This is a genomic window from Pseudomonas sp. MM213, assembly GCF_020423045.1.
GTDB lineage: Bacteria > Pseudomonadota > Gammaproteobacteria > Pseudomonadales > Pseudomonadaceae > Aquipseudomonas > Aquipseudomonas migulae.
Genome location: NZ_CP081943.1, coordinates 3,341,683 through 3,366,677, shown reverse-complemented (window position 1 = coordinate 3,366,677; position 24,995 = coordinate 3,341,683). Strand labels below are relative to the sequence as shown.

The following is a 24,995-nucleotide window of genomic DNA, read 5'->3' as shown; positions in this document are numbered from 1 at the left end:
ATACTGGCGCACAGACAACGACCGGGCAATCTTTCTGCCGCCCGGCCACTAGAACAAGGAATACCCATGAAGGTCGAACTCGCCCAACTGGCGGGCCGTGACAACGACACGGCTTACAACCTCGAACGCGCGTTGGCGGCGATTGCGGCCTGCGCCGCCGACACGCAGTTGATCATGTTTCCCGAAAGTCACTTGATGGGCTTCCCGTCGGCCGAGACCGTGGCAGCCGTTGCCGAACCGCTGAACGGTCCGACCGTCAGCGCAATCGTCGCCGCGGCTCGCGAGCGCAACATCGCCGTGGTGATCGGTACGGCGGAAAACGACAACGGTCGTTTTTTCAACACCACGCTGCTGATTACCCCGCAAGGCATCGCACTGAAATACCGCAAGACGCACCTGTGGGCGTCGGATCGCGGCGTGTACGAGCCGGGCGACCGCTACGCCACGTGCCTGTGGAACGGCGTGCGGGTCGGCCTGCTGATCTGCTACGACATCGAATTCCCGGAAACCGCCCGCGCCCTGGCGCAACTGGGCGCTGAATTGCTGATCGTCACCAACGGCAACATGGACCCGTACGGCCCGACGCACCGCACCGCGATCATGGCCCGCGCCCAGGAAAACCAGGCGTTTGCGCTGATGGTCAACCGGGTGGAAGAGGGCGATGGCGGGTTGTTGTTCGCCGGCGGCAGTGCGCTGGTGAATCCGCTGGGCACGCTGTTGTTCGAGGCCGGGCGCGAGGAGGGGCAGTTTGCGGTGGAGCTGGATCTGAATCAGCTGACCTCCGCGCGGCAGGATTATCGGTACCTGGATGATCAGCGACTGAAGTTGCCGGGGGAGATGGTTGAGCATGCTTCTGGATTGCGGGAGCTGCTTATACCTGTGCGCTGATCCGGATTCTGTGTCGCTCGGGCTGACGCCATCGCCGGCAAGCCGGTCTCGCTCCCACAGGGATCTTCAGTGAACACAGAGTTTGTGAATCGCAAAAATCAAATGTGGGAGCGAGCCTGCTCGCGATGGGGCCCTCCTAGGCAACACACCTGTTTGACCCAAGAACAACAAACGCAACACCCGTAATTTGCGCCGAACTCGGCTCTGCCATAAATCCAATAAAATTCGGAGTAGTCGCTCATGGCTCGTTTGCAACGCACCCTGTCATTGGGGTCGGTGGTGCTGTTTGGCATCGCCTACATGACGCCGATCATTGTGCTCGGCACTTTCGGCATCCTCGCTCAATCCACCGCTGGCATGGTGCCGGCCGCGTACCTAGCGGCGCTGGTGGCGATGTTCTTTACCGCCATGAGTTACGGCCGGATGGCCTCGGCATTCCCTGTCGCTGGTTCGGCCTATAGCTACGTGCGCAAGGCGATCAGCCCGAAACTCGGTTTCATCGCCGGTTGGGCGGTGCTGCTCGATTACCTGTTCCTGCCGATGGCAATCTGGCTGATCGGCGCGGCTTACCTCAACTCCGCATTCCCGGCCGTGCCGCAATGGATCTGGGTGCTGGCGTTCATCGGCATCACCAGCGCAATCAACATCGTTGGCCTGAAACTGGCCAACGGCATCAACGCCTTGCTGATGCTGGTACAGTTTCTGGTGCTGATCGCCTTCGTGGTGCTGTGCATCCACTACGTTGGCGGCGATGCGAGCACGCCGTTGTGGTCGGTGAAGCCGTTCTTCAACGGCGACATGCAGATGCCACTGATCATGAGCGGTGCCGCCATCGCCTGTTACTCGTTCCTCGGTTTCGACGCGGTCAGTACCCTGACCGAAGAAACCCGCGATCCGCGCCGCACCATCCCGCGGGCGATCATGTTGATTACCCTGATCGGCGGGCTGATCTTTGTCGGTGTGTCATATTTCGTGCAGATCGCGCACCCGTCGTTCCAGTTCGACAGCGTCGATTCGGCGGCCTATGAAATTGCCCGCAACATCGGTGGCGACCTGTTCGTGTCGATCTTCCTGATCGGCTTGATCGTCGGTCAATTCGCCTCGGGGCTGTCGGCTCAGGCCAGCGGTTCGCGCCTGCTCTACGCCATGGGCCGCGACGGTGTGCTGCCGAAATCCTTCTTCGGTACGTTGCATGAACGTTTCGGGACGCCGATCAACAGCATCCTGCTGTGCGCGGTGGTGGCGTTGCTGGCGCTGAAACTGGATGTCACCACCTCGACCTCGTTCATCAACTTCGGCGCGTTCCTGGCGTTCAGCCTGGTGAACCTGTCGGTGATCTTTCATTACTGGATTGGCGGCGAGAAAAAGGGGCTGCGTGAGTTGGTGCTGTTCCTGATTTTCCCGTTCATTGGCCTGGCGGCGGATTTGTGGCTGATGGTCAGCCTCGATCACCTGGCGATTTACCTGGGCCTGAGCTGGCTGGCGATTGGCGTGGTGTACCTGGCGGTGCTGACCGGCGGATTCCGTCGCCAGCCGCCGGAGATGGATTTTCAGGAAGCCACCTGAGGTACGCCGAACTCCTGTAGGAGCCTGGCTTGCTGGCGATAGCGGTCTGGAGGTTTACATCGCTCTTGAGATTGCTATCGTCGGAACGCCGCCCGCAGCAAGCCGGCTCCTACAGAGGGGGCTGTGTTCAGGCAGTGGGTTTTGATTGGTGGATCGGCAATTCGACGCGGAAAGTGCTGCCAACGCCGACTTCACTCACCACCGAAATATCCCCCCGGTGTTTCTTCACGATGCCATAGGACAAGGACAACCCCAGCCCGGTCCCCTGGCCCACCGGTTTGGTGGTGAAAAACGGGTCGAAGATTTTTTGCAGGCTGGCCGGCGGGATGCCGGTGCCGGTGTCGGCGACTTCGATCCACACCTTTTCACCGTCGATCCCCGTGCGCAGGGTGAGGGTGCCACGTTCCGGGCCGATGGCCTGCGAGGCGTTGACGATGAGGTTCATGATCACCTGGTTGATCTGCGAGGGCAGGCATTCGATGTCGGGGAGGTGCTGATAGTCCTTCACCACATCGGCCTTGTACTTCAGTTCATTGGCCACGATGTTCAGCGTCGACTCGATGCCTTGCTGCAGATTCGCCCACTGCCATTCCTGGTTGGAGTCCACCCGCGAGAATTCCTTCAGGTCCTTGACGATCTGCCCGACGCGGCTGATGCCGTCCTTGGATTCCTTGATCAGCAAGGGGATGTCGTCGCGCAGGAATTCCAGTTCGATCCGCTCACGCAGCTGTTGCAAGCGCTCGACCAGCTCGCTGGAACCTATTGCCTCTTCCGCATCCCGATAAGCGTCGAGCATTTCCTGCAGCTGTTTGAAATAGCCATCGAGGGTGCCGAGGTTGGAGGAAATGAAGCCGATGGGGTTGTTGATTTCATGGGCGACGCCGGCCGCCAGTTGGCCCAGTGACGCGAGTTTTTCCGACTGCACCAATTGCGATTCAAGCTGTTTGCGTTCGTCGATTTCCCGTTGCAATGCCTCACTGGCCTGTTTGAACTGTGTCGTTCTCTGGTCCACCAGATGCTCCAGGTGGCTCATCTGCACAAAGGCCCGTTCGGTCATGTCCCATTTGGTCAGCAGGGTGTTGGCCATCTGCTGGACTTCAATGTTGTCGAACGGCTTTTTCAGAATCAACAGACGGTCGTGCGCCTGCAAACGGTCCAGCAGTTCATCCCAGGAATAGTCGGAGTAGGCGGTACACACCACCACTTGCAGGCGCGGGTCTTCCTGCCACAGATGCTCGATGGTTTGTGCGCCGTCCCAGCCTTCGGGCATGCGCATGTCGACGAAGGCCAGCGCGTAGGGCTGGTTTTGCTGCAAGGCTTCTTGGAGTTTGCCCAGACCCTCTTGGCCGCCATACGCCGAATCCAGTTCGAACAGTGCGCGGGTGGATTTCACTTCACTGCCGAACAGCGCAGCCTCCATCTCGTCCAGCTCGACGGTCTGCACGGGCGTCGGCGTGAGGATCTTGCGGAAATCCACATGAATGGACGGCGTGTCATCGATCAGCAAAATGCGGCGGTTCGACAATTCGCTCATGCCTCCTCCATGACGGTTTTCAGCGGGATCTGCAGGGTGAACAGCGCGCCCTTGCCCGGCCCGTCGCTGTGGGCGGTGAGGTGGCCGTTCATCTCGATGGCCGCCAATGCGCAACTGTGCAGACCAAAGCCGTGACCTTCCTTGCGGGTGGTAAAGCCGTGGGCAAAGATGCGCGTCATGTTTTCCGGGGCGATGCCTTCGCCGTCATCCTTGACGCTGACTTGCAGCGTGGCGTCGTCGACCACTTTGACCCCGAGGGTCATTTGTCGCGGGCGGTTGCTGAGGTCGGACATCGCGTACTTTGCGTTGCTGATCAGGTTGATCAGGATCAGCAGCAACCGGTGCTTGTCGCCCATGACCTGCGGCACCTCGCCGTACTCCTTGACCACCGTGACGTGATGCCGGGTCAGCGCGCCGGAGTTCATGCGCAGGGCATCCTCCAGCAATTCGCTGATGTGCAGCGGCTCCACCAGGCTGTTGGCGCCCGCGTAGGATTGCTGGGTGGCGACGATGTCCTTGATGTGGTCGACACTTTTGCTCAGTTGGGCCAGTTCGTCGCTCATGCCTTGCTGTTCGAGGGCGATGGCTTCGACCAGTTGGTTGAGGTAGCCGGGCAGCAACTTGCCTTTCTCGTCCTGGGTCAGGAAGGTGCCGAGGTCGCCGGGGTGTTCGTTGATCAGTTGCATGGCTTTGCCCAGCCCCTGGGCCTTGCTGGCGCGCAGTTTGCGCGAGACCAGGTCGGCCGAGATGTTGACGCTGTTGAGCACGTTGCCGACGTTGTGCAGCACGTTGGTGGCGATCTCGGCCATGCCGGCCTGGCGCGCGGTGTCGAGCAGCTCGCTCTGGGTATCCTTGAGTTCACGGGTGCGTTCTTCTACCCGCAATTCCAGTTCGTCATTGGCGGTTTTCAGGGCTCTGTTGACGCGATTGATAATGCTGAAACTGCGCATCAAGTGAATGGCCAGGTACACCAGCAACAGGACCAGCAGCACAGAGAACACCAGCATGTAAAAGTGATAACGCTGCTCGACCACATCGGCCTGTTGTTGGTCCTTGTTCAACAGGCTGGTGATGTCGTCCAGACGCTCGGCGACGGGAATCGCTTCGATATTTCCCAGCAAGCGGTTGACCACCGGTTGTTCGCGCAGAATCAGTGAAATGTGGGTGCTCAGAATATCGATCGGGCTGTGAAACTGCTCGGGCAGGCGCAGCTTGTTCACCCCTAGCTTGTTCAGCCCGACCAGAATGTCAGCGGCCTTGTCGTCGGAAGTGACCTGGGCGAACTCCAGGCTGCTGAGCAGCAAATCGTAAGTGTCGGTGGCGATGTTCTGCAGTTGCAGTTTGTCGCCATCCACCAACCGGGCCAGGGGCTCCTGAATGTCGTCCTCGGCGGTGGGCAGGAACGCCAGTGAATTGCGCAGCAGCGCGTTGTGGGACTTGAACTGCTCCACCAGCCGGGTCTTTTCCTCGATGGCGGCCAGGTACGCATCATGGCTGGCGCGCCAGATCGGCGAGTCGTTGCGGCCGTGGTTCGACTCCATGGTGTCGAACCGCTCCCACAGCTTTGTCATCTCGGTCAGCGGTGCGACCAACGGATCGTAGTTGTGGTTGGTGGCGATCCTGGCCTTGAGAATCTCGGTTTCCCATTGCGCGTTGAGCTGTTTGATCCGGCCGATCAGGTCCCGGGATTCGGCGTAGGCCGACGTCTCGTTCGAATTCGACTTGAGGTACAGGAACAGCAGCGTCGAGGCCAGTAACAAAGCGACGACGCCCAGCAGTGCGAGGCTGCGACGGCGGGACATTTTCATAAGGGTTTGCCTCCCCACTCACCGGTCAGGGTCTTGAGGAATTTGATGATCAGGGTTTTGTCCTCGGCGGAAGGAATGCGACCGAGCTGGAACTTGAACATCACGTCCACCGCCTCTTCCAGCGTGTTGGCCGAGCCGTCGTGAAAATACGGTGCGGTCACCGCGACATTGCGCAGGCTCGGTACCTTGAACACGTTGCGGTCCTCTTCATCCTGGGTCACCAGATAGCGACCCAGGTCGGAGTCGGTCGGGTTGCCGCGAACCTTGAAGTAATCGCCCATGACGCCGAACTTCTGGAACATGTTGCCGCCGATGTTCACGCCTTGATGGCAGGCGATGCAGCCATAATCCTTGAAGCGTTGGTAGCCGTACTTTTCCTCGGTCGTGAGGATGTCGGTGTTACCCAGCAGATACTGATCAAACCGCGAGTTGCTGCTGAGCAGCGTTCGTTCGTAGGTGGCCAGGGCGTTTTGCACATTGTTCATGGTCACGCCGTCCGGGTAGGCGTTGGTAAATGCGCTGCGGTAACCCGTGTCTGCGGACAGCACTTCCACTACGTGCTCCCAGTTGCTGCCCATTTCGCTGGGGCTTTTCACCACTTCATGGACCTGGGATTCCAGGGTGTCGGCGCGCCCGTTCCAGAACTGCCGGAAGTTCAGGGTGGCGTTGAACACGCTGGGGGTGTTGATCGTCACTGGCTGACCGGCGAAGCCGATGGAAAACGCCTGGGTATCGGCCCCGCCGTTTTCCAGTCGATGGCAGCTGGCGCAGGACAGCGTGTTGTTGACCGACAACCGTGTTTCATTGAACAACTGGCGACCGAGTTCGACGCGCAGAGGATTCTGTGCAGGCGCCGTTGGCAGTGGCTTGAGGGGTTCGTCCAGCGGCGCGGCGACGGTGCTCAGACAGAAACCGAGCAGCGGCACCAGGAGCAGGTAGTGAATGGACGGCGACATCTGATAATTCCTTGGCTGATAGCCCGTGTGTCGTTGCGCATCGTTCACGTGGCGGTAAATGGAGCAGGTTTCACCGACTCAAGGTATCGGGCGAAGGCGTCCGGTTCGACGGCTTTGCTGAAGTAGTAACCCTGGCCTTCTTCACATCGATGGGCCTTGAGGAAATCCAGCTGTTCGAGGGTTTCCACCCCTTCGGCGATGATGGTCAGCTTGAGGCTGCGGCCCAGGCTGATGATGGCGCTGACCAGTGCGGCGTCGTTGCTGTCGGTGCTCAAACCGCGAATGAACGACTGGTCGATTTTCAACACGTCGATGGGAAAGCGCCGCAAGTAGCTGAGGCTGGAGTAGCCGGTGCCGAAGTCATCGATGGCCAGCCGGATACCCATGACCTTGAGTCGGGTCAGGGCGGTGACGGTGGTGTCGATGTTTTGCATCAACACGCCTTCGGTGATTTCCAGTTCCAGCAACGCCGGTTCCAGGCCGGTTTGTTCGAGGGTCAGTCCGATGCCGTCGACAAAGTCGCGCTGGCGGAAATCGATGGCCGACATATTCACCGACATGCATATTTTTGGCAGCCCTTCGGCCTGCCAGGCGCAGGCCTGCCGGCAGGCCTCGGCCAGCACCCATTTGCTCAGCGGCACGATCAGACCGCTGTCTTCGGCCACACCGATGAACTCCGATGGGTAGATCAACCCGTGCCCCGGTTTCTGCCAGCGGATCAACGCTTCGGCGCCAACCACCTGACCACTGCTCAGGTCCAGTTTGGGTTGGTAATGCAGGACAAACTCGTTGCGCTCCAGCGCCAGGCGAATACCGGTTTCGATACTTTGCTGATCCCTGGCGCGCTGGTTCATTTCATCGATGAAAAAGCTGAAATCATTCGGGCCGATTTCCTTGATGTTGCGCATCGCGGTCTCGGCTTTTTTGATCAGCTCGATCGCTTCGAGGCCATCATCGGGATAAATGCTGATGCCCAGGCTCGCGGTCACGCTCAAGTCGTGGCCAGCGATATGCAAGGGAATGCGAATGGCGTTCAAGAGTTTTTCGGCGATGCCCCTGGTCTGTTGAGGGTGGCGAATGTCGGCGAGGATGACCACGAACTCGTCGGAGCCATAGCGAAACACCGAATCCGACTCGCGCACGGTGGCCACCAGATTGCGACTGACCTGTTTCAACATCTCGTCTCCGGCCGGATGGCCGAGCGCATTGTTGATGCGCTTGAAGCGGTCGAGCCCCAGAAACATCACCGCCAGTTGTTTGTCATTGCGTCGTGAAAGGGCCAGCGACTGGTTCAACCGGTCACCCAGCAACGTGCTGTTGGGCAACTCGGTCAACACGTCGTACTGCAGCAAGTGCGACACCTTGAGCAGCTCGTGAACCCGCGCCTCGATGGTTTGCTCCAGGCTCAGCACTTTCATCGCCGCGTCCTGCGCCATCTGCCATTTCCAGGTCAGGGCACTGGCCATCTGGCGGATTTCCAGGCTGTCGAAGGGCTTTTTCAGCACCAGCATCTGGTCGCCGAACTCCAGCCGTTCGGTCATGGCTTCCCAGGTGTAATCCGAAAAAGCGGTGCACAGCGCGATTTCCAGGTGCGGGTCGGCTTGCCACATTTGCTTGATGGTTTCCAGGCCGTCCCAGCCCGGCGGCATGCGCATGTCGGTGAACACCAGCGCATAGGGGCGACCTTCAGCCAATGCGTGTTTGACCAGTTCGAGGGCTTCCTGGCCCTGGTACGCCGAGTCGAGCTGAAACGTCAGGCGATCCGTGTGCGGCGTGCCGAACAGTGCGGCTTCTGTGCCAGCGAGGGTCTGTTCATCGTCGGTTTCGGGGCCGAGGATCTTGCGAAAGTCATCATGAATCGAAGGCGTGTCGTCGACGATCAGGATGCGCCGGTTGGTCCGCACGCAAGGCACTTTCATCCTTTGTCCTCCGTGGACCGGTGCGGGTTGTCCCGGATCGGCACGATGCTTCCGGCTTTCAGCAGCTCGGCGGCCTGCTGGCTGCTGACCGCTTTGCTGAAGAAGTAACCCTGGGCGTTCATCGGCGACCCGGTGGCCATCAATGAACTGCGCTGTTCCTGGGTTTCGACACCTTCGGCGATGATTCCGATCCCTACCTCCCGGGCGAAATTGATAATGGCGCGCAAGGTGTTGGCACTGGCCGGGTCGCGGGCGGCGGTATCGATGAAAGGTTGAGCGAGCTTCAGGTGATTGACCTGATAGGTCTTGAGGTAATCGAACGACGAATACTCGGTGCCGAAGTCGTCGATGGCAATTTTCACCCCCAGCTCCCGCAGGCGCGGCAGCACATCGTTGTGGGTCCATTTGGTCTGGGCCAGCGTCGCCTCGGTGACGTCGAAGCGCAGGTCCCAGGCGCAGAGCTCCCAGCGCGCGGTGGTGCGCAGCACGTCATAAATCAGTTCCGGGCCGCTCTTGAGCTGGGCCAGGGACAGCTTGATCGCAATCACCGGTGGCGCGACACCTTCATCCCGCCACTGGCGCATTTGCCGGCAGGCGCGATCGAGTACCCAGTGACCGAGGGCGATGATGGTGCCGGTCTTTTCGGCGGCGGGCAGGAACGCGGAGGCTTCCAGCAAGCCGCGCCCGGGGTGATTCCAGGTGACCTGCGCTTCCATCCCGAGGATCTTGCCGCTGCTCAGGTCCACTTCCGGCCAGTAACGCAGTTCGAGTTCATCGTGCTCGATGGCCTCTCTCAATTCGCTGGCGATGGTCATGCGCTCGACCATCTCCTGGTTGATCTCTTCGGAGTGGAAGTGGTACTGGTTTCGGCCCTTTTCCTTGGAGCGATAGAGCGCCATGTCGGCCTGGGTCAGCAGGCCGTCGGCGCTGGTGCAGGCCGGGCTGTAGCTGCTGATGCCGATGCTGACCGACACCCGGACATCGTTGCCGGCCAGGGAGTAGGGGAGCACCAGCGCGTCGCGGACCTTGGTGGCCAGGGACGCGGAGTGGGTCGGGTCGCTGACGTCCAGTTGCAGGATCGCGAACTCGTCGCCGCCAAGGCGGGCGACGATATCGTTCTCACGTACACACGCCTTGATCCGCCGGGCGACTTCTTGCAGCAACAGATCGCCCACCGGGTGCCCGAGGGTATCGTTGATGCGTTTGAAGTGATCCAGGTCCAGATAAAAGATGGCAAACGGGGTCGCGCCACGACGCGCAGCGGCGAAGGCCTGGTGCAGCCGTTCGATCAGCGTCGCGCGGTTGACCAGCCCGGTCAGCCCGTCGGTGCGCGCCAGCAGGAAGATTTTCTCCTCGGCCAGCTTGCGCTCGGTGATGTCGATGATGATGCCTTCGACTTCCAGCAGCCTGCCTTCATCGTCGCGCACCGGGATGTAGCGGTTTTCCACCCAACGCCAGGCCCCTTCGCCAGTGCGCATCCGAAACTCGATGGACGCACCGGCGGCATGGCGGTCCAGCACCCGCGCCATCGCCGTGTCGACCTTCGCTTGATCGTCAGGATGAATCAGCTCCCGGGCCCAGTTGGCCGAGGCCACCAGTTTCGCCGCGACATGCCCGTATTTGGTGATGTTGTGCGAGATGTACATCAGTGGAAACGACGGTTCGCCCCGCAACCGATAGAGAATGGTCGGGCTGTTCTGCACGATGATGTTGGCATCGGACAGTTCCCGGGTACGCTCCTCGACCGCTTGTTCGAGCAGCGACATCTTCAGCGCCGCGTCTTCGGTCATTTGCCACTTGGCGGTCAGCGCGCTGGCCATTTGGCGAATTTCGATGGCATCGAACGGTTTCTTGAGAATCAGCAGGCGGTCGCCGAGTTCCAGGCGCTCGTCGATGTCTTCCCAGGAATAGTCGGAGTAGGCCGTGCACAGCGCCACTTGCAGCTTCGGATCGACCTGCCACAGCCGTTCGATGGTTTCCAGGCCGTCCCAGCCCGGCGGCATGCGCATGTCGATGAAGGCCATCGCATAAGGCAGGTCGTTGGCCAGGGCCGTCTCGACCTTGTCCAGTGCTTCAAGGCCCTGAAACGCCGAATCTAGGATGAAGCTCTGCAACGTGATGGCCGCCGTGGTGCCGAACAGGGCATTTTCAGCGCTGGTCAGGCTGTCGTCGTCAAACGAAGGCGGGCTGAGGATCTTGATGAAGTCCTCGTGGATTGAAGCGGTGTCGTCGACGATAAGAATCCGACGATTGGTCCGCGACAACAGCGTATTCATCGCCATATGCCGGGACCGACAGCGTTTTGATACACCGTGTTCATAAGGGGCATCCTTTCCCTGACCACTTGGCCGAGCGTACAGATAATGGATCCGAGTGACGTGAGCATAGTCGCCCGGATCAGACTTCGCGCAACCGACTGAAACGAATCATTGCAGTGGTGGGTCGAAAATCATCTAGCCTGTAGGTCAGGATCCGGCAATAGGGGATGTTTGCCCGGTTCCCGACATATCGCTGTAACCGTTTTCGCCCGAGGTAATGCCATGGAAGAGCAACTCCCCACGAGGTCCACCTATAAACCCAAAGTGCTGCTGGTCGACGATGAGGAGTCCATCCTCAATAGCCTGCGTCGACTGTTGCGCGGCCAGCCCTACGACGTGTTGCTGGCCACCAGCGGCGCCCAGGCCCTGGAAATCATGGCGCAGCAGCCCATCGACCTGGTGATGAGTGACGCGCGCATGCCCAACATGGACGGCGCCACGCTGCTGGCCCTCATCCATCAGCATTACCCCGATACCGTGCGCATCATGTTGACCGGTTATGCCGATCCGTCAGCCATTATCAAAGCCATCAATGACGGGCAGATTCACCGTTACATCAGCAAGCCCTGGCACGATGAGGAAATGCTGCTGGTCCTGCGACAATCACTCGCGTATCAGCATTCCGAGCGTGAACGGTTGCGTCTGGTCCAGGAAACGTGGGATCAGAATCAGGAATTGAAGCTGCTCAACATCACCCTGGACAAACGCGTCGCCTCCCGCACCGCTGAGCTGCAGCAGACCGCCGACATGCTCGACCTGGCCTACGAAGAGCTCAAGCACAGCTACGTTACCGGCACCGAAATGTTCTCGCTGCTGGCCAACCTGCGCATGCCGCCGGCCAAACAGACCAACCGGCAGATCATCGAGCTGGTGCGGGTGTACTGCAAACTTCATGGCCTGGACGAAGGCACCAGCCGCGACCTGACCATGGCGGCGGCGCTCTACAACATCGGCAAGCTGAGCTGGACCGACAACATGATGACCGCCCCCGCGGACCTGTTGCATCACAATGATCGCGAGCGTTATCGCAATTATCCGAAGCAGAGCGAATCCCTGTTGATGACGCTCGACCCGATGAAGGACGCTGCCCGTCTGATTCTTCACCATCAGGAGCGTTGGGACGGCAGCGGTTTTCCCGACCGGCTCAGGGGCGAGGCGATACCGATCGGTTCCCGGCTGTTGAAACTGGCAGTGGATTTCATCGAGTTGCAGCGCGGGTTGATCCTGGAACGGCAGATGAACAGCGATGAGGCGCTGGTGTATATCCGCAGCTATGCCGGAAAACTCTACGACCCCGAGATGGTGGAGGATTTCATCAAGGTGTGTGCCGCGTACCTGAGCGATGTGTCCCTGGCCGATCCGATGGTCAAGGTCATGACCACCCGGGAATTGGCAGCGGGGATGGTCCTGGCGCGCAACCTCAACGCCGACAACGGCATGCTGTTGCTCAACGCCGGCAAGGTGCTGAACGGACCGCTGGTGGAAAAGCTGATCGCCTTCGAGGCCATGGAGGGCGCGAAATACAGCATTTTCGTGAAGGTGCCGGAAGAAGTGAACGGCGCGATTCTCGAGATGGAACAGGTTCCCCAGGCTCAGCACTGACCCTCTGTAGGAGCGAGCCTGTTCGCGATGAACCTGAGAACGCTGCGGGCTGCCGGGCCTACCGCGTTATCGTTGACGATCATCGCGAGCAAGCTCGCTCCTACAAGCGGCGGGTATGCTCTGCCAGAGTTTTTTCGGCGTGACGATGTCCCGCCACTCATGTGATGCTTGCACCTTTCAGCCAAGGCCACGCCTCACTCATGACGCTTGCATCCGCCACTTCCCCCCGCATCATCCACATCGCCGCCGCCCTGTTGATCGGCCCCGACGGTCGCACGCTGCTGGTGCGCAAACGTGGCACTGAAGCTTTCATGCAGCCGGGCGGCAAGATCGAGGCCCATGAACAACCGGTTCACGCCCTGGTGCGTGAACTGGAAGAAGAGTTGGGATTGGCCATCGATCCGGCGCACGCCACTTATCTGGGGCAGTTCTCGGCACCGGCCGCCAATGAGCCAGGTTTTGTCGTACAGGCCGAACTCTTTCAGCTGACTATCGATGAAGACGTATCGCCTGCGGCGGAAATCGAAGAGGTGCGCTGGATCGACCCCGCCACCGACGGCGATGTGACGCTGGCGCCATTGACACGCGACCTGATCCTGCCGTTTTATCGAGCCTCGCTGAGCGCAATCGCCTGATCATTCACGCCAAGGAACCGCCATGATCCCGCTTCAAGACTTGCTGATCTTCGCCGCTGCCGCGTTGCTGATGGTACTGACGCCGGGACCGAACATGATCTACCTGATCTCTCGTTCGATCTGCCAGGGGCGCAAGGCCGGAGTCACTTCGTTGCTCGGTGTGGTGGCGGGCTTTTTTGTGCACCTGTTCGCTGCGGCAGCGGGATTGACGGCGGTGTTCCTCGCGGTGCCGATGGCTTATGAAGTGTTGAAGTGGGCCGGCGCGCTGTACCTGGTGTGGCTGGCCTGGCAGGCGGTCAAACCGGGCGCGCGTTCGCCGTTCGAGGCACAGCAGTTGCCGCCGGACTCCTCGCGCAAACTGATCACCATGGGCTTTTTGACCAGCGCCCTGAACCCGAAAATCGCGGTGTTTTACCTCTCGGTGTTTCCGCAATTCATCACCCCTGAGCACGGTTCGGTGTTCAACCAAAGCATCATCCTCGGCCTGACGCAGATCAGCGTCAGTTTCAGCGTCAACCTGCTGATCGCGGTGTTCGCCGCCGGCATCGCGTCGTGGTTCGTCAACAACCCGACCTGGCTGGCGGTGCAGCGTTACTTCATGGGGTTTGTGTTGGCGGCGCTGGCCGTGCGGCTGATGCTTGAGCAACGACGGACGGCGTGAACATGTGGATTGAACGGCTTGATGCCAGCCATGCCCTGGACTATCGGGCGTTGATGCTCGAAGCCTACGACCTGCATCCCCAGGCGTTTACCTCCACCGTGCGCGAGCGCGCCACGATGCCGCTGAGCTGGTGGGAATCGCGCCTGACCAGCAAGCTCGATGTGGTGTTCGGGGCGTTTGAGGAGGGGAAGTTGGCGGGCATCGTCGGCCTCGCTTTCGATCCTCGGGAAAAGGCCCGGCACAAGGCGACGCTGTTTGGCATGTACGTGTCCAGTCAGGTCCGCCAGCGCGGGCTTGGTTATCAACTGGTGCAGGCGGCGTTGACCGAAGCGCAAACCCACCCGGGCTTGAGGCTGATTCAACTGACCGTTACCGCCGGCAATGACGCGGCGTTCAACCTGTACCAGCGTTGCGGCTTCATCCAGTTCGGCCTCGAACCGCTGGCGGTGCGGGTGGGCGAGGACTACTTCGACAAGATTCATATGTGGCGCGAGATCTGAACCCACCACGATCCATATGCGACGCGAAATCTGAATCCACCACGATCCATATGCGACACGAAATCTGAATCCACCACGATCCCCTGTAGGAGCCGGCTTGCTGGCGATTGCGGTGGATCAGTCAATATCAATGGCGCCTGATGCACCGCTATCGCCAGCAAGCCGGCTCCTACAGGTCTGCGTTGTGTTAGCGGACGGCGCTGACACCATCGAGTGTCGAGAACGACGTGTCTTTTGCCGTCAGCAGGAAGTCGCGCATATACGGCGCATCCAGCATGTCCGCACGAACCGCCGCGTACAACGTCGCAAACAATCCCTTCTCGCCCAGCCGCTTGGCCTTCACGTAACCCCGTGAACTGTATTCATGCAGCGCCCAGTGCGGCATGCCGCACACGCCACGACCGCTGGCGACCAACTGCATCATCATCACCGTCAGTTCCGAGGTGCGGACCTGGGCCGGTTCGATGTCGGCCGGTTCCAGGAAGCGGGTGAAGATGTCCAGCCGGTCACGTTCCACCGGGTAAGTGATCAGGGTTTCCGTGAGCAAATCCTCCGGAACGATGTATGCCTTGTTCGCCAAACGGTGCTGATTGGCGACCGCGAGCATGGCTTCATAAGTGAACAACGGCACATAGGTGATCCCGGCCAGTTCCAGCGGATCGGAGGTCACCACCAGATCCAGATCACCACGGGCCAACGCCGGCAGCGGTGCGAAAGAGAAGCCCGAGGCCAGGTCCAGCTCGACTTCCGGCCAGGCATCGCGGAACTGGTCGATGGTCGGCATCAGCCACTGAAAGCAACTGTGGCACTCGATCGCCATGTGCAAGCGCCCGGCGGTGCCACCGGCCAGCCGCGCGATATCACGCTCGGCGCCGCGCAGCAGCGGCAGGGTGGCGTCGGCCAGTTGCAGCAGGCGCAAACCGGCACTGGTGAAGCGCACCGGTTTGGTCTTGCGCACGAACAGCGGCATGCCCATGCGCTCTTCCAGCTCCTTGAACTGGTGGGACAGCGCCGACTGCGTCAGGTGCAGGCGGTCGGCGGCATCGACCAGGCTATCGGCTTCGCGCAAGGCGTGCAGGGTCTTCAAGTGACGGATTTCAAGCACCGGAGGGCTCCATGAGGAAAACTTGTGATCAACACGAAAAGGTTGAGTTTGTCTCATGTTTGGTTGGCTGTCGACAATAGCGCCATCTTTTACAAGGAGAAACTCACCATGGCTCTGGCCCACACACTTGGTTTTCCACGCATCGGCGCTGACCGCGAACTGAAAAAAGCCCTCGAATCCTACTGGAAGGGCGATCTCGATCAGGACGCGCTGAAAAGCGTCGGCCGCCAATTGCGTGCCACCCACTGGCAATTACAGAAAGACGCCGGCATCGACCTGTTGCCGGTCGGCGACTTCGCCTGGTACGACCAGGTCCTGACGCATTCCCTGACCTTCGGTGTGATCCCGGAGCGTTTCGACAGCGCCAAGAATGCCAGGGGCCTGCCGACGCTCGACACGTTGTTCGCCATGGCCCGTGGCGCCACCACCACTTGCTGCGGTGGCGAACACAGCAAAGCGCAATACGCCCAGGAACTGACCAAGTGGTTCGACACCAACTACCACTACCTGGTCCCGGAATTCAGCGCTGACCAGCAGTTCAAGCTGAGCTGGGAACAGCTGTTCGACGAAGTCGACGAAGCCAAGGCCCTTGGCCACAACGTCAAACCGGTGATCATCGGCCCGCTGACTTACCTGTGGCTGGGCAAGGCCAAAGGCAACGACTTCGACAAGCTCGACCTGCTGGAGCGCCTGCTGCCGATCTACGGTGAAATCCTCGGCCGCCTCGCCGCACAAGGCGTGGAGTGGGTGCAGATCGACGAACCGATCCTGACCCTCGACCTGCCGCAAGAATGGAAAAATGCCTTCGAACGCGCCTACCACATCCTCCAGTATTCGCCGCTGAAAAAGCTGGTGGCGACCTACTTCAGCGGCCTGCAAGACAACCTCGGCCTGGCCGTCGGCTTGCCTGTACAAGGTTTGCACATCGATGCGGTGCGCGCCCCCGACCAACTGCTGCACGTGCTCGATCGTCTGCCGACCTACAAGATTCTCTCGGTGGGCCTGGTCAATGGCCGCAACGTCTGGCGCTGCGAACTGGAACCGGTGCTCGCACAACTGCAATTGGCCCAGGAACGTTTCGGCGACAACCTGTGGGTCAGCAGTTCCTGCTCGCTGCTGCACAGCCCGGTAGACCTGGAACGCGAAGACAAACTCGATCCGGAACTGAAAAGCTGGCTGGCGTTTGCGGTGCAGAAGTGTGGCGAAATCGCCGTGCTGCGCGACGCGCTCAACGATCCGCAATCGCCCAAAGTGCAAACCGCGCTGGCGCAAAGCCGGGCGATTCAGGCCAGCCGTGCCGAGTCGCCGCGTATTCACAAAGCTGAAGTGCAGGCGCGCATCAATGCCATCAGTGCAGCGGACAGCCAACGCCAATCGCCGTTCGCCCAACGCATCGAGCAACAACGTGCGCGCTTGAAACTGCCGGCGTTCCCGACCACCACCATCGGCTCGTTCCCGCAGACCGGTTCGATCCGTCTGGCGCGACAGGCCTACAAGCAAGGCAAGCTTTCTGCCAACGACTACACCGACGCCATGCACCACGAAATTCGCCACGCCGTGCAAGTCCAGGAACGTCTGGGGCTGGATGTGCTGGTACACGGTGAAGCCGAACGCAACGACATGGTCGAATACTTCGCCGAGCAACTGGACGGCTACCTGTTCACCCGTTTCGGCTGGGTCCAGAGCTACGGCTCGCGCTGCGTCAAACCGGCAGTCATCTATGGCGACCTGAGCCGTCCGAAAGCCATGACGGTCGACTGGATCAGCTACGCGCAGAGCCAGACCGACAAAGTCATGAAAGGCATGCTCACCGGTCCTGTGACCATGCTGATGTGGTCGTTCCCGCGTGAAGACGTTTCGCGCAAAGTCCAGGCGCAGCAGTTGGCGTTGGCCCTGCGTGACGAAGTGGTCGACCTGGAAAACGCCGGCATCAAGATCGTGCAGATCGACGAAGCCGCGTTCCGCGAAGGCTTGCCACTGCGTCGGGCGCAATGGCAGGAATACCTCGATTGGGCGGTGGAAGCGTTCCGCTTGAGCGCCTCCGGCGTGCGCGATGAAACCCAGATCCATACGCACATGTGCTACAGCGAATTCAATGACGTGATCAAGGCGATTGCCGACATGGATGCCGATGTGATCACCATCGAAACCTCGCGTTCGGACATGGAATTGCTGGAAGCCTTCGAAGCGTTCGACTACCCGAATGACATCGGTCCGGGCGTCTACGACATTCACTCGCCACGGGTGCCGGACACGGCCGAGATGGTCAAGTTGATGAGCAAGGCCGTGAAGCGCATTCCGGCAGAGCGGTTGTGGGTGAACCCGGATTGCGGTTTGAAGACCCGGGCATGGCCGGAAACTGAAGCGGCATTGGTGAACATGGTGGCGGCGGCGCGGCAACTGCGCAGTCAGCTGGCCTGACACCGTCCTTGTAGGAGCCGGCTTGCCGGCGATGGCCGCACCGCGATGATTCGCACTCACCGCGTTATCGTTCATCGCCGGCAAGCCGGCTCCTACAGATCGTTGCCTGCGCGACAAGTACGACCGTTCAGCACTCTTCATCAAACTGTCACGTAACTGTGGCAGCGCGCTTCAACAAACTTCATCAGACTCGCGCTCTACTGGGGTTCTGCGTTTCGGTGTTTTTCATGCGTGCACGATTTTTATCAACGGCGGCCTTCCTGGCTGCGTTGTTCTTTGGCCTTCCGTCCTTTGCGGCGTCTCGATGCGATGTCAATGTTCCGACCGAACGGGTCGATCTGGCGCAGGTGAGCCTGGCGTACCAGAGCATCGGCCGTGCCTCCGATCCGGCCTTGCTGCTGGTGATGGGCCTGGGCGGGCAGTTGATTCACTGGCCGGACGAGGTGGTGGTTGCGCTGTGTCAGCAGGGTTTTCGGGTCATCCGGTATGACAATCGCGATGTCGGCCTGTCCACCTGGCGGCAATCGCCTGCCGACGCCAACCTGACCTTCGAAGTGCTGCGCTACAAACTCGGCTTGCCGGTATCGGCGCCGTACTCCCTGACCGACATGGCCGACGATGCGCTGGGCTTGATGGATGCCTTGCACGTCGAGCAATTCCACGTGCTGGGCGCGAGCATGGGCGGGATGATCGCCCAGCACATGGCGGCCATGGCGCCGCAGCGGGTCGAGAGCCTGACGCTGATCATGACCAGTTCCGGTGCCGAAGGCTTGCCGGCGCCGAACGCGGCGCTGGTGCAACTGCTTTCGCGGCGTGGCGCGCCGAATCGTGAAGTGGCGCTTGAGCAGCAAGCTGATTTGTTGGCGGCACTGGGTAGCCCGTCGGTGAGTGATGATCGGCAAGCGCTGCTGCATCAGGCGGCGCAGTCCTATGACCGTGCGTTTAACCCCGAGGGCGTGAAGCGCCAGATCATGGCGATCCTCGCCGAGCCGAGCCGGGTGGCACTGCTCAATCAACTGCGGGTGCCGACGCTGGTGGTTCATGGCACTGCCGATCCGCTGTTGCCGGTAATGCATGGCGTGCACCTGGCGGCGCATATTCGTGGCAGCCAGTTGAAGTTGATTCCGGGGCTGGCCCATCGTTTTCAGGAGGCCTTCAAAGCGCCATTGCTCGCGGCGGTGCTGCCCTATTTGCAAGCTCACCGCGAGGACACTTCGCATTGGGCGCAGATCGATCCGGTGGTCGAACACAACCTCCTGTAACCCCAATCCTTGTAATTGTAGGAGCGAGGCTTGCCCGCGAAGGCGGCCTCGACAACGACGCAGAGTTTGAAGGCCCCATCGCCAGCAAGCCGGCTCCTACAGACCGGGTTGACCGAAATCTATGTGCACACGCTTAACCTTGTAGGAGCTGGCTTGCCAGCGATGACGGCCTGACAACCAACCAATTTCTAGCAGATGTACTCAGACCCACAGGTGTATCGTTCAACTTTTCCGGCCCGTATCCTGCCTGCGAGGTGAGTGATGAGTACCCCCCTGAAAATCGATTTCGTCAGCGACGTGTCCTGCCCCTGGTGCGTCGTCGGGCTGTACGGCCTGACCCGTGCCCTGGATCTGCTGGGGGACGAGGTCCAGGCCGAGATCCGTTTCCAGCCGTTCGAGCTGAACCCGAAGATGGGCCCGGAAGGGCAGAACATCACCGAACACATCACCGAGAAATACGGCTCGACCCCGGAGCAGTCGCAGAAGAACCGCGAAATGATCCGTGCGCGTGGCGCCGAAGTCGGTTTCGCCTTTCGCACCGACGGCAACAGCCGCATCTACAACACCTTCGATGCGCATCGCTTGCTGTACTGGGCGGGGCTGGAAGGGTTGCAGTTCAATTTGAAAGAGGCGTTGTTCAAGGCGTATTTCACGGAGGGCGGCAATCCGTCCGACCACGCGCAGCTGGCTCAGATCGCGCAAAGCGTTGGCCTGGACCGGCAGCGGGCCGAGGCGATCCTGGCCTCGGACGAGTTCGCCAAAGAGGTGCGTGAGGAAGAGCAGTTGTGGCTGTCGCGCGGGGTGAGTTCGGTGCCGACGGTGGTGTTCAACGGGCAATACGCAGTCAGCGGCGGGCAACCGGTGGAGACATTTGTCGGTGCGATCCGCCAGATCTTGACTGAGGTCAAGGGCGGAAAGGTCAGTTGATCGGCGCCAGTTGAAAACAAATATATCAATGTGCCACTATTGTTTCAGCCGTTGCTGCCGACAAAAACAGCAACGTTTTCATTCATAGGGACATGATCCATGACTTTTCATGCTTTTCGCACTTGGGCGGCGCTGACACTGCTTGCCTGCCTGACCCTCACCGGCTGCGCCCACGTTCAACCGCCTGTTCCGCTGGATAAACAATTCTGGGATGCCAAAGAGCCGACCATCGGCGTGGCTATCACCGTGGTACCGGAGCCGGTGCTGGCTCTGACCGGCAACCAGGGGATTCTCGATTACGCGATCAATCGGGGCGTAAACAGCAAACTCAGTGACAACGTTGAAAAGTGGCAAGTGCGCGACTTGAACACCTTGCCCGACGCCATCGTCGCCAAGCTCCAGGCCAAGGGCTACAAGGTCAAGCGCATCAATGAGCCGGTAGACCTGAAGGTCTACAAGGAAACCAGTTTCCGTGAAGGCTACACGGTCCGCGATTTGACCCCGATCAAAGCCACTTATGGCGTCGATCGTCTGCTGCTGGTAAATGTCTTCGCCACCGGCGCCACCCGCAGTTATTACAGCATCGTGCCGACCAGCGTGCCGATGGCGCAGGTGAGCGGGCAGGGCATGGTGGTCGATCTGGCCGACAACAAACTGCTGTGGTTCAAACCGTTCGCTGCAGTGCAAGCCGCCCAAGGCGAGTGGGATGAACCGACCTACACCAACCTGTCCAACGCCTTCTACCAGGCCATGGACAATAGCCGTCAGCAAATGATCACGCCGTTCGAACAATGAAGTGTGCGATTACGGGGGCCTGCGCGCTGGTCCTGCTGATGCTTGCCGGTTGCGCGCAGAAACCGGCACCCGAGACCGGTTTCAAGTCGCAGAGTGCCGCGTCCTACGTTCAGGCCCACGGGCTGAAAGTGGACATGCAGTTGCCCCAGGCGTTTGTCGGTGCGAGCACCGTGATTGACGCCAAGGCGGCGCAGGAGGCTGCGCAGTCGAGTCATAACCTGGTGGCGAGTTCCGGCAACACGGCCGGGTTGGCCGGTCTGCTGGTGGCGAGCCTGATCAATACCCAAATGGGCAGTGGCAGCTTGCAGCGCGATGCGGAAAAGGTTGCGCTCAAGGATTCACGTCCAATGGCCGATCTGCTCGCCGGCGTGCCGTTGCAGGAACGTCTGCAACAGCGTTATCAACAGGCATCGCACTCGGCAGGACTGAAGCAGGGCGAAGGGCAAGTCACCGGGCGGCTGGTGATCGAACCCAAACTGATGCTCACCCCCGATCGCGGCAGTTTTGTGCTGATCAATCAGGTGCAGGTTCAGGACATTGCCGGGATGGCGCTGTACCGCATGCGCATCGAAGTGGCCAGTCAGCCGATACGCCGTTGCGGCAAGCAATGCATCGACGACGGCAGCCTGGATCTGGCGAAGGTCACCGCTGTGCTCGACGAATGCATCGATGAATCCATGCGCGTGCTGGCCGCTGACCTGATGCTGCCGGCTCCCCCGGAAGCGGCCCAGGAAACCTTGCGGTATGTGCTGGATGGTCAGCGCGTGGTCGAGCGCGGTTACCAACTGGCCAACAACGGCAATTACTGGCGTTACCGCAACCTCTATGGCGCGGTGAAATCAGTCCCGGTACCGTTCGAAGATGCGCTGACGCAAGCGCAGTTGCAGAAGGTTTATGCGCACTAGCCTCGCAGGTCATGCCCACGCTGTTTGTGGGCATGATGGTCAGCGCACAATCTTGTCCACATGAATCCCCAGCTTCTTCAACCGATACCAAAAGCTGCGTTCGGAAATCCCGATCAACTGCGCCGCCGCTGCCTGCACGCCGTTGCTCTGTGCCAGCGCCGCCAGAATGTAGGTTTTTTCCACCTCGGCCAGCGCCGCTTCCAGGTCTGCCGGCACGCTGCCCTCAGCGATCAAAGTGCCGCCGCCGTTGGCACTCGAAGCGAACAGATACGCCGGCAGGTCTTCCTCTTCAATCACCGCGCCCGAGGCGACAATGGTCGCCCGTTCCACGCAGTTCTGCAGTTCGCGAATATTCCCTGGCCATGAATACCGGGCCATGGCCTGCAACGCCTGCGCGCTGAAACCGCTGAAACGTTTGCCGGCCGCAGCCCCCAGCGTATGGGCGAAATGCCGGGCCAGCGGCGCAATGTCTTCAACCCGTTCGCGCAGGGCCGGCAGCGGAATCGGGAAGACGTTGAGGCGGTAGTAGAGGTCTTCGCGAAACTCCTTGTTGGCCACCGCGTCCAGCAGGTTCTTGTTGGTCGCCGCGATCACCCGTACATCGACCTTGCGCTCGCGGGGATCGCCCACCGGTTCGATCACTCGCTCCTGCAAGGCCCGAAGGATTTTTGCCTGCAAGGCCAGCGGCATTTCGCCGATTTCATCGAGAAACAGCGTGCCCTTGTCGGCCTGCTGAAAACGCCCGACGCGATCCGCCACCGCGCCGGTAAACGCGCCTTTGCGGTGGCCGAACATTTCGCTTTCCAGCAGCCCTTCGGGGATTGCCGCGCAGTTCACCGCGACAAAAGGTTTGTCGGCGCGATTGCCGTGGGTGTGGATCGCCCGGGCGACCATTTCCTTGCCGGTGCCGCTTTCGCCGGTCAGCAGAATGGTCGCGTTGCTTTCGCGCACCGAGTCGATGGCGTGCAGCACCCGCCGAAAGCTTGGGCTGTCGCCGATCAGGCTGTCGATCTGCCGGTGCTCGTCGAGCTCGGCGCGCATGCGCTGGTTGTCTTTGAGGATGTCGCGAAATTGCAGGGCCTTGTTGACGGTGATGTCCAGCTCATCGATGTCGAACGGCTTGGCGATGTAGTCGAAGGCGCCGTTGCGCATCGACTGCACGGCGTTTTTCACCGTGCTGTAGGCGGTCATGACGATCACCGGCAACTGCGGAAAACGGCTTTTGATTTCTGCCAGCAGTTGCGGGCCGTCCATGCCGGGCATGCGCCAGTCGCTGATCACCAGGTCGATGTCTTCGCACTCCAGCACCTTGAGCGCGTGCAGGCCGTTGCCGGCGGTGAACACCACAATGCCGTTCTGACTGAGCGCCGAGGCCAGCAGGTCGCAGAGCTTGGGCTCGTCGTCGACCACCAGTACGTTATGTGTCATCGCTGCCCTCGTCGAAGTCTTCACCGTTGGCCGGAATGTACAGGGTGAATGTGGCCCCGGCATCTTTTTCACTGACGCATTCGATGCGCCCGTCATGACTCTCCATGATCGAGAACACCTTGGCCAGACCCAGCCCGGTGCCCGAGGCCTTGGTGGTGACGAACGGTGTGAAGATCCGTTCGAGCATGTCCGGTTCGATGCCTTGGCCGGTGTCGCTGATGCTGATCACCGTGTAGTGCCGGTCGCTGCTGATGCCCAGGGTCAGCCGCCCGCCGTCGGGCATGGCGTCGATGGCGTTGACGATCAGGTTCAGGCCGGCCTGCTTGATTTGCCGCGCGTCGGCGTAAAGCGTCGCGGTGGGCGATTGATCTTCGACTTGTACATCGATGTTGTGGCTGGCCAGCTCCGGCGCGCAGAAGCCAACCAGTTCATCCACCAGCGGGCGGGCCAGTTGGGTCGAGCGCATCGGTGCGCTGGGTTTGGCGAAGTCGAGGAAGTCGGTGATCAGGTCGTTGATCCGGCTGACTTCGCTGACCACGTATTCCAGATGACGCTTGTCGGTCTCGGGCAAATCGGCGCGTCGGTGCAGCAGTTGCGTGGCGGTTTTGATGATGCCCAGCGGGTTGCGGATTTCATGGGCCAGGCCCATCGCCACTTCGCCCAGCGCATGCAGGCGGTCACGCCGACGCAGTTGCGATTCCAGATGCTGCAACTCGCCGAGGCGTTCGCTCATGTGGTTGAAGGTGCTGCTCAGTTCCGCCAGTTCGTCGCCGCCGGTGACCGGCAGGCGTTGGCGATAATCCCCGGCGATCACCGCTTGTACGCCTTTGGACAACCCGCGCAACGGCTTGGTCAGGCGCTGCGACACCAGCCAGCCGACCGCCAGGGACGCCGCCGAGCTGAGCAGGAAAATCAGGATGAACAGGTTGCTCTGATTGACCAGCCCGACCAGGCTGGTGTGGCGCAACAGGCCGCTGAAAATCACCCCTTGCAGCTCGCCGTTTTCGTTGAGGATCGGCCGGTAGATGCCGCTGTAGCGGTTGGTGAACTGTTCGATCGGTTGTTTGGTGCTGCGCAGGATCTGTTCGATTTTTTCCGGTACGGCCGCCGGGTGATCCTCGAAGCGCTGGGTGGAAAAAATCTCCGAGAAGTCATTGGCCTTGGCCAGATACAGGCGCAGGTCCAGCGAGTGCACGTCAGCCACGCTGGTGAGGAAACTGTTGTCGAGGTAGGTGGCAATCACCAGTTTGTACTCGACGCCGTCCTGATCCGTTTCGAAGGTCGAGACCACCGTGCCGGTCGCCACGCCACCGACTTGCAGGGTTTGCAGCACCGCCTTGGGCGCGGTGCTGATCTGGCGGACGATGTCGTCGGCGGCGGTGCTGAACACCACTTTGTGATCGCTGGCGCGCACCAGCGCCACGACGTCGATGCCCATGGAGTCGGCGATGTCGGTGGTCAGCTTGTCGTGTTTGTTCGCCAGCCGATCGGTGGGCGGGCGCGTGTAACGCAGGAACAGCTGCGCGACCCGGGCGTTGTCGCGCAGGATTTCGCTGATCTCGTCCTCGACGATCTTGGTCGATTCCTGCAGCCAGATGCGCACGTTGCTGTCGAAAATCTGCGACAGCGTGGTGGCCGCCAGTTCGGCGGCGATCATCGTCGGAATGACGCTGACCAGCCAGAACGCCAGCACCAGTTTGCGCTGCAGGCTCCAGCCGGAGAGGGCGAAAGGTCGAGCGTTGGTGCGTGAGTCTTTGGTCATTGT

The 24,995-nt window shown here is 60.5% G+C and carries 19 protein-coding genes; 11 read left to right on the top strand and 8 right to left on the bottom strand.

What is annotated here, in order from left to right; all coding sequences use genetic code 11:
- Nucleotides 1-66: 66 nt before the first annotated feature.
- Both K5R88_RS15270 and K5R88_RS15265 read left to right on the top strand, forming a co-directional pair.
- Entirely contained in the window at nucleotides 67-888 is an 822-nt protein-coding gene (locus K5R88_RS15270; RefSeq protein WP_226300225.1) for a carbon-nitrogen hydrolase family protein, read from the top strand.
- A gap of 240 nt (nucleotides 889-1,128) precedes the next feature.
- The gene (locus K5R88_RS15265) at nucleotides 1,129-2,454 is read left to right on the top strand and encodes an APC family permease (RefSeq protein WP_207286681.1); all 1,326 of its coding nucleotides are present in this window, start codon (nucleotides 1,129-1,131) and stop codon (nucleotides 2,452-2,454) included.
- Nucleotides 2,455-2,581: 127 nt separating this feature from the next.
- Here K5R88_RS15265 and K5R88_RS15260 read toward each other — a convergent pair whose 3' ends face one another.
- From K5R88_RS15260 to K5R88_RS15240, 5 genes are read right to left on the bottom strand one after another with little or no spacing between them, the layout of a single operon-like run.
- On the bottom strand, nucleotides 2,582-3,988 hold the full coding sequence (locus K5R88_RS15260) for an ATP-binding protein (RefSeq protein WP_226300224.1): 1,407 nt from the start codon (nucleotides 3,986-3,988) through the stop codon (nucleotides 2,582-2,584).
- A complete protein-coding gene (locus K5R88_RS15255; protein WP_226300223.1) occupies nucleotides 3,985-5,796 on the bottom strand; it encodes a DAHL domain-containing protein in 1,812 nt (603 codons plus the stop codon). Before K5R88_RS15255 ends, K5R88_RS15260 begins: the two co-directional genes overlap by 4 nt.
- Complete coding sequence (locus K5R88_RS15250; RefSeq protein ID WP_226300222.1) at nucleotides 5,793-6,752, bottom strand: cytochrome-c peroxidase; 960 nt, start codon at nucleotides 6,750-6,752, stop codon at nucleotides 5,793-5,795. The genes K5R88_RS15255 and K5R88_RS15250 overlap by 4 nt, the downstream gene beginning before the upstream one ends.
- Nucleotides 6,753-6,796: 44 nt before the next feature.
- Entirely contained in the window at nucleotides 6,797-8,671 is a 1,875-nt protein-coding gene (locus K5R88_RS15245) for a putative bifunctional diguanylate cyclase/phosphodiesterase (RefSeq protein ID WP_008043572.1), read from the bottom strand.
- Nucleotides 8,668-10,953 carry a putative bifunctional diguanylate cyclase/phosphodiesterase gene (locus tag K5R88_RS15240; RefSeq protein ID WP_008043573.1) on the bottom strand — a complete coding sequence of 762 codons (2,286 nt, stop codon included), beginning with the start codon at nucleotides 10,951-10,953 and terminating at the stop codon, nucleotides 8,668-8,670. Before K5R88_RS15240 ends, K5R88_RS15245 begins: the two co-directional genes overlap by 4 nt.
- Before the next feature lie 258 nt (nucleotides 10,954-11,211).
- Between K5R88_RS15240 and K5R88_RS15235 the strand changes: the two genes are divergently transcribed.
- The 4 genes from K5R88_RS15235 to K5R88_RS15220 all read left to right on the top strand — a co-directional run bounded on the left by K5R88_RS15235 (nucleotide 11,212) and on the right by K5R88_RS15220 (nucleotide 14,387).
- A complete protein-coding gene (locus tag K5R88_RS15235) occupies nucleotides 11,212-12,591 on the top strand; it encodes an HD domain-containing phosphohydrolase (RefSeq protein WP_226300221.1) in 1,380 nt (459 codons plus the stop codon).
- Nucleotides 12,592-12,791: 200 nt separating this feature from the next.
- Nucleotides 12,792-13,226, top strand: a complete 435-nt coding sequence (locus K5R88_RS15230; protein WP_226300220.1) for an NUDIX hydrolase — start codon at nucleotides 12,792-12,794, stop codon at nucleotides 13,224-13,226.
- Nucleotides 13,227-13,248: 22 nt separating this feature from the next.
- On the top strand, nucleotides 13,249-13,887 hold the full coding sequence (locus K5R88_RS15225; RefSeq protein WP_008032220.1) for a LysE family translocator: 639 nt from the start codon (nucleotides 13,249-13,251) through the stop codon (nucleotides 13,885-13,887).
- Nucleotides 13,888-13,889: 2 nt separating this feature from the next.
- On the top strand, nucleotides 13,890-14,387 hold the full coding sequence (locus K5R88_RS15220) for a GNAT family N-acetyltransferase (protein WP_226300265.1): 498 nt from the start codon (nucleotides 13,890-13,892) through the stop codon (nucleotides 14,385-14,387).
- 187 nt (nucleotides 14,388-14,574) lie between these two features.
- Here K5R88_RS15220 and metR read toward each other — a convergent pair whose 3' ends face one another.
- A complete protein-coding gene (gene metR, locus K5R88_RS15215) occupies nucleotides 14,575-15,492 on the bottom strand; it encodes a transcriptional regulator MetR (RefSeq protein WP_008032216.1) in 918 nt (305 codons plus the stop codon).
- Between the two features lie 108 nt (nucleotides 15,493-15,600).
- On the opposite strand from metR, the gene metE reads away from it, so the two are divergent.
- The 5 genes from metE (at nucleotide 15,601) to K5R88_RS15190 (ending at nucleotide 21,802) form a co-directional block, all read left to right on the top strand.
- The gene (metE, locus tag K5R88_RS15210) at nucleotides 15,601-17,913 is read left to right on the top strand and encodes a 5-methyltetrahydropteroyltriglutamate--homocysteine S-methyltransferase (RefSeq protein ID WP_226300219.1); all 2,313 of its coding nucleotides are present in this window, start codon (nucleotides 15,601-15,603) and stop codon (nucleotides 17,911-17,913) included.
- 227 nt (nucleotides 17,914-18,140) lie between these two features.
- Nucleotides 18,141-19,175 (top strand): alpha/beta fold hydrolase, encoded by a 1,035-nt coding sequence (locus tag K5R88_RS15205; protein ID WP_226300218.1) that lies wholly within the window; start codon nucleotides 18,141-18,143, stop codon nucleotides 19,173-19,175.
- Between the two features lie 261 nt (nucleotides 19,176-19,436).
- The gene (locus K5R88_RS15200) at nucleotides 19,437-20,102 is read left to right on the top strand and encodes a DsbA family oxidoreductase (RefSeq protein ID WP_226300217.1); all 666 of its coding nucleotides are present in this window, start codon (nucleotides 19,437-19,439) and stop codon (nucleotides 20,100-20,102) included.
- Nucleotides 20,103-20,201: 99 nt separating this feature from the next.
- Entirely contained in the window at nucleotides 20,202-20,897 is a 696-nt protein-coding gene (locus tag K5R88_RS15195) for a hypothetical protein (RefSeq protein WP_223451274.1), read from the top strand.
- Nucleotides 20,894-21,802, top strand: coding sequence for a hypothetical protein (locus tag K5R88_RS15190; protein WP_226300216.1), 909 nt, complete (start codon nucleotides 20,894-20,896; stop codon nucleotides 21,800-21,802). Before K5R88_RS15195 ends, K5R88_RS15190 begins: the two co-directional genes overlap by 4 nt.
- A 39-nt stretch (nucleotides 21,803-21,841) precedes the next feature.
- Here the strand turns inward: K5R88_RS15190 and K5R88_RS15185 are convergent, their stop codons facing one another.
- On the bottom strand, nucleotides 21,842-23,230 hold the full coding sequence (locus tag K5R88_RS15185; RefSeq protein WP_207286773.1) for a sigma-54-dependent transcriptional regulator: 1,389 nt from the start codon (nucleotides 23,228-23,230) through the stop codon (nucleotides 21,842-21,844).
- Nucleotides 23,220-24,992, bottom strand: a complete 1,773-nt coding sequence (locus K5R88_RS15180; protein WP_226300215.1) for a sensor histidine kinase — start codon at nucleotides 24,990-24,992, stop codon at nucleotides 23,220-23,222. Before K5R88_RS15180 ends, K5R88_RS15185 begins: the two co-directional genes overlap by 11 nt.
- Nucleotides 24,993-24,995 lie beyond the last annotated feature (3 nt).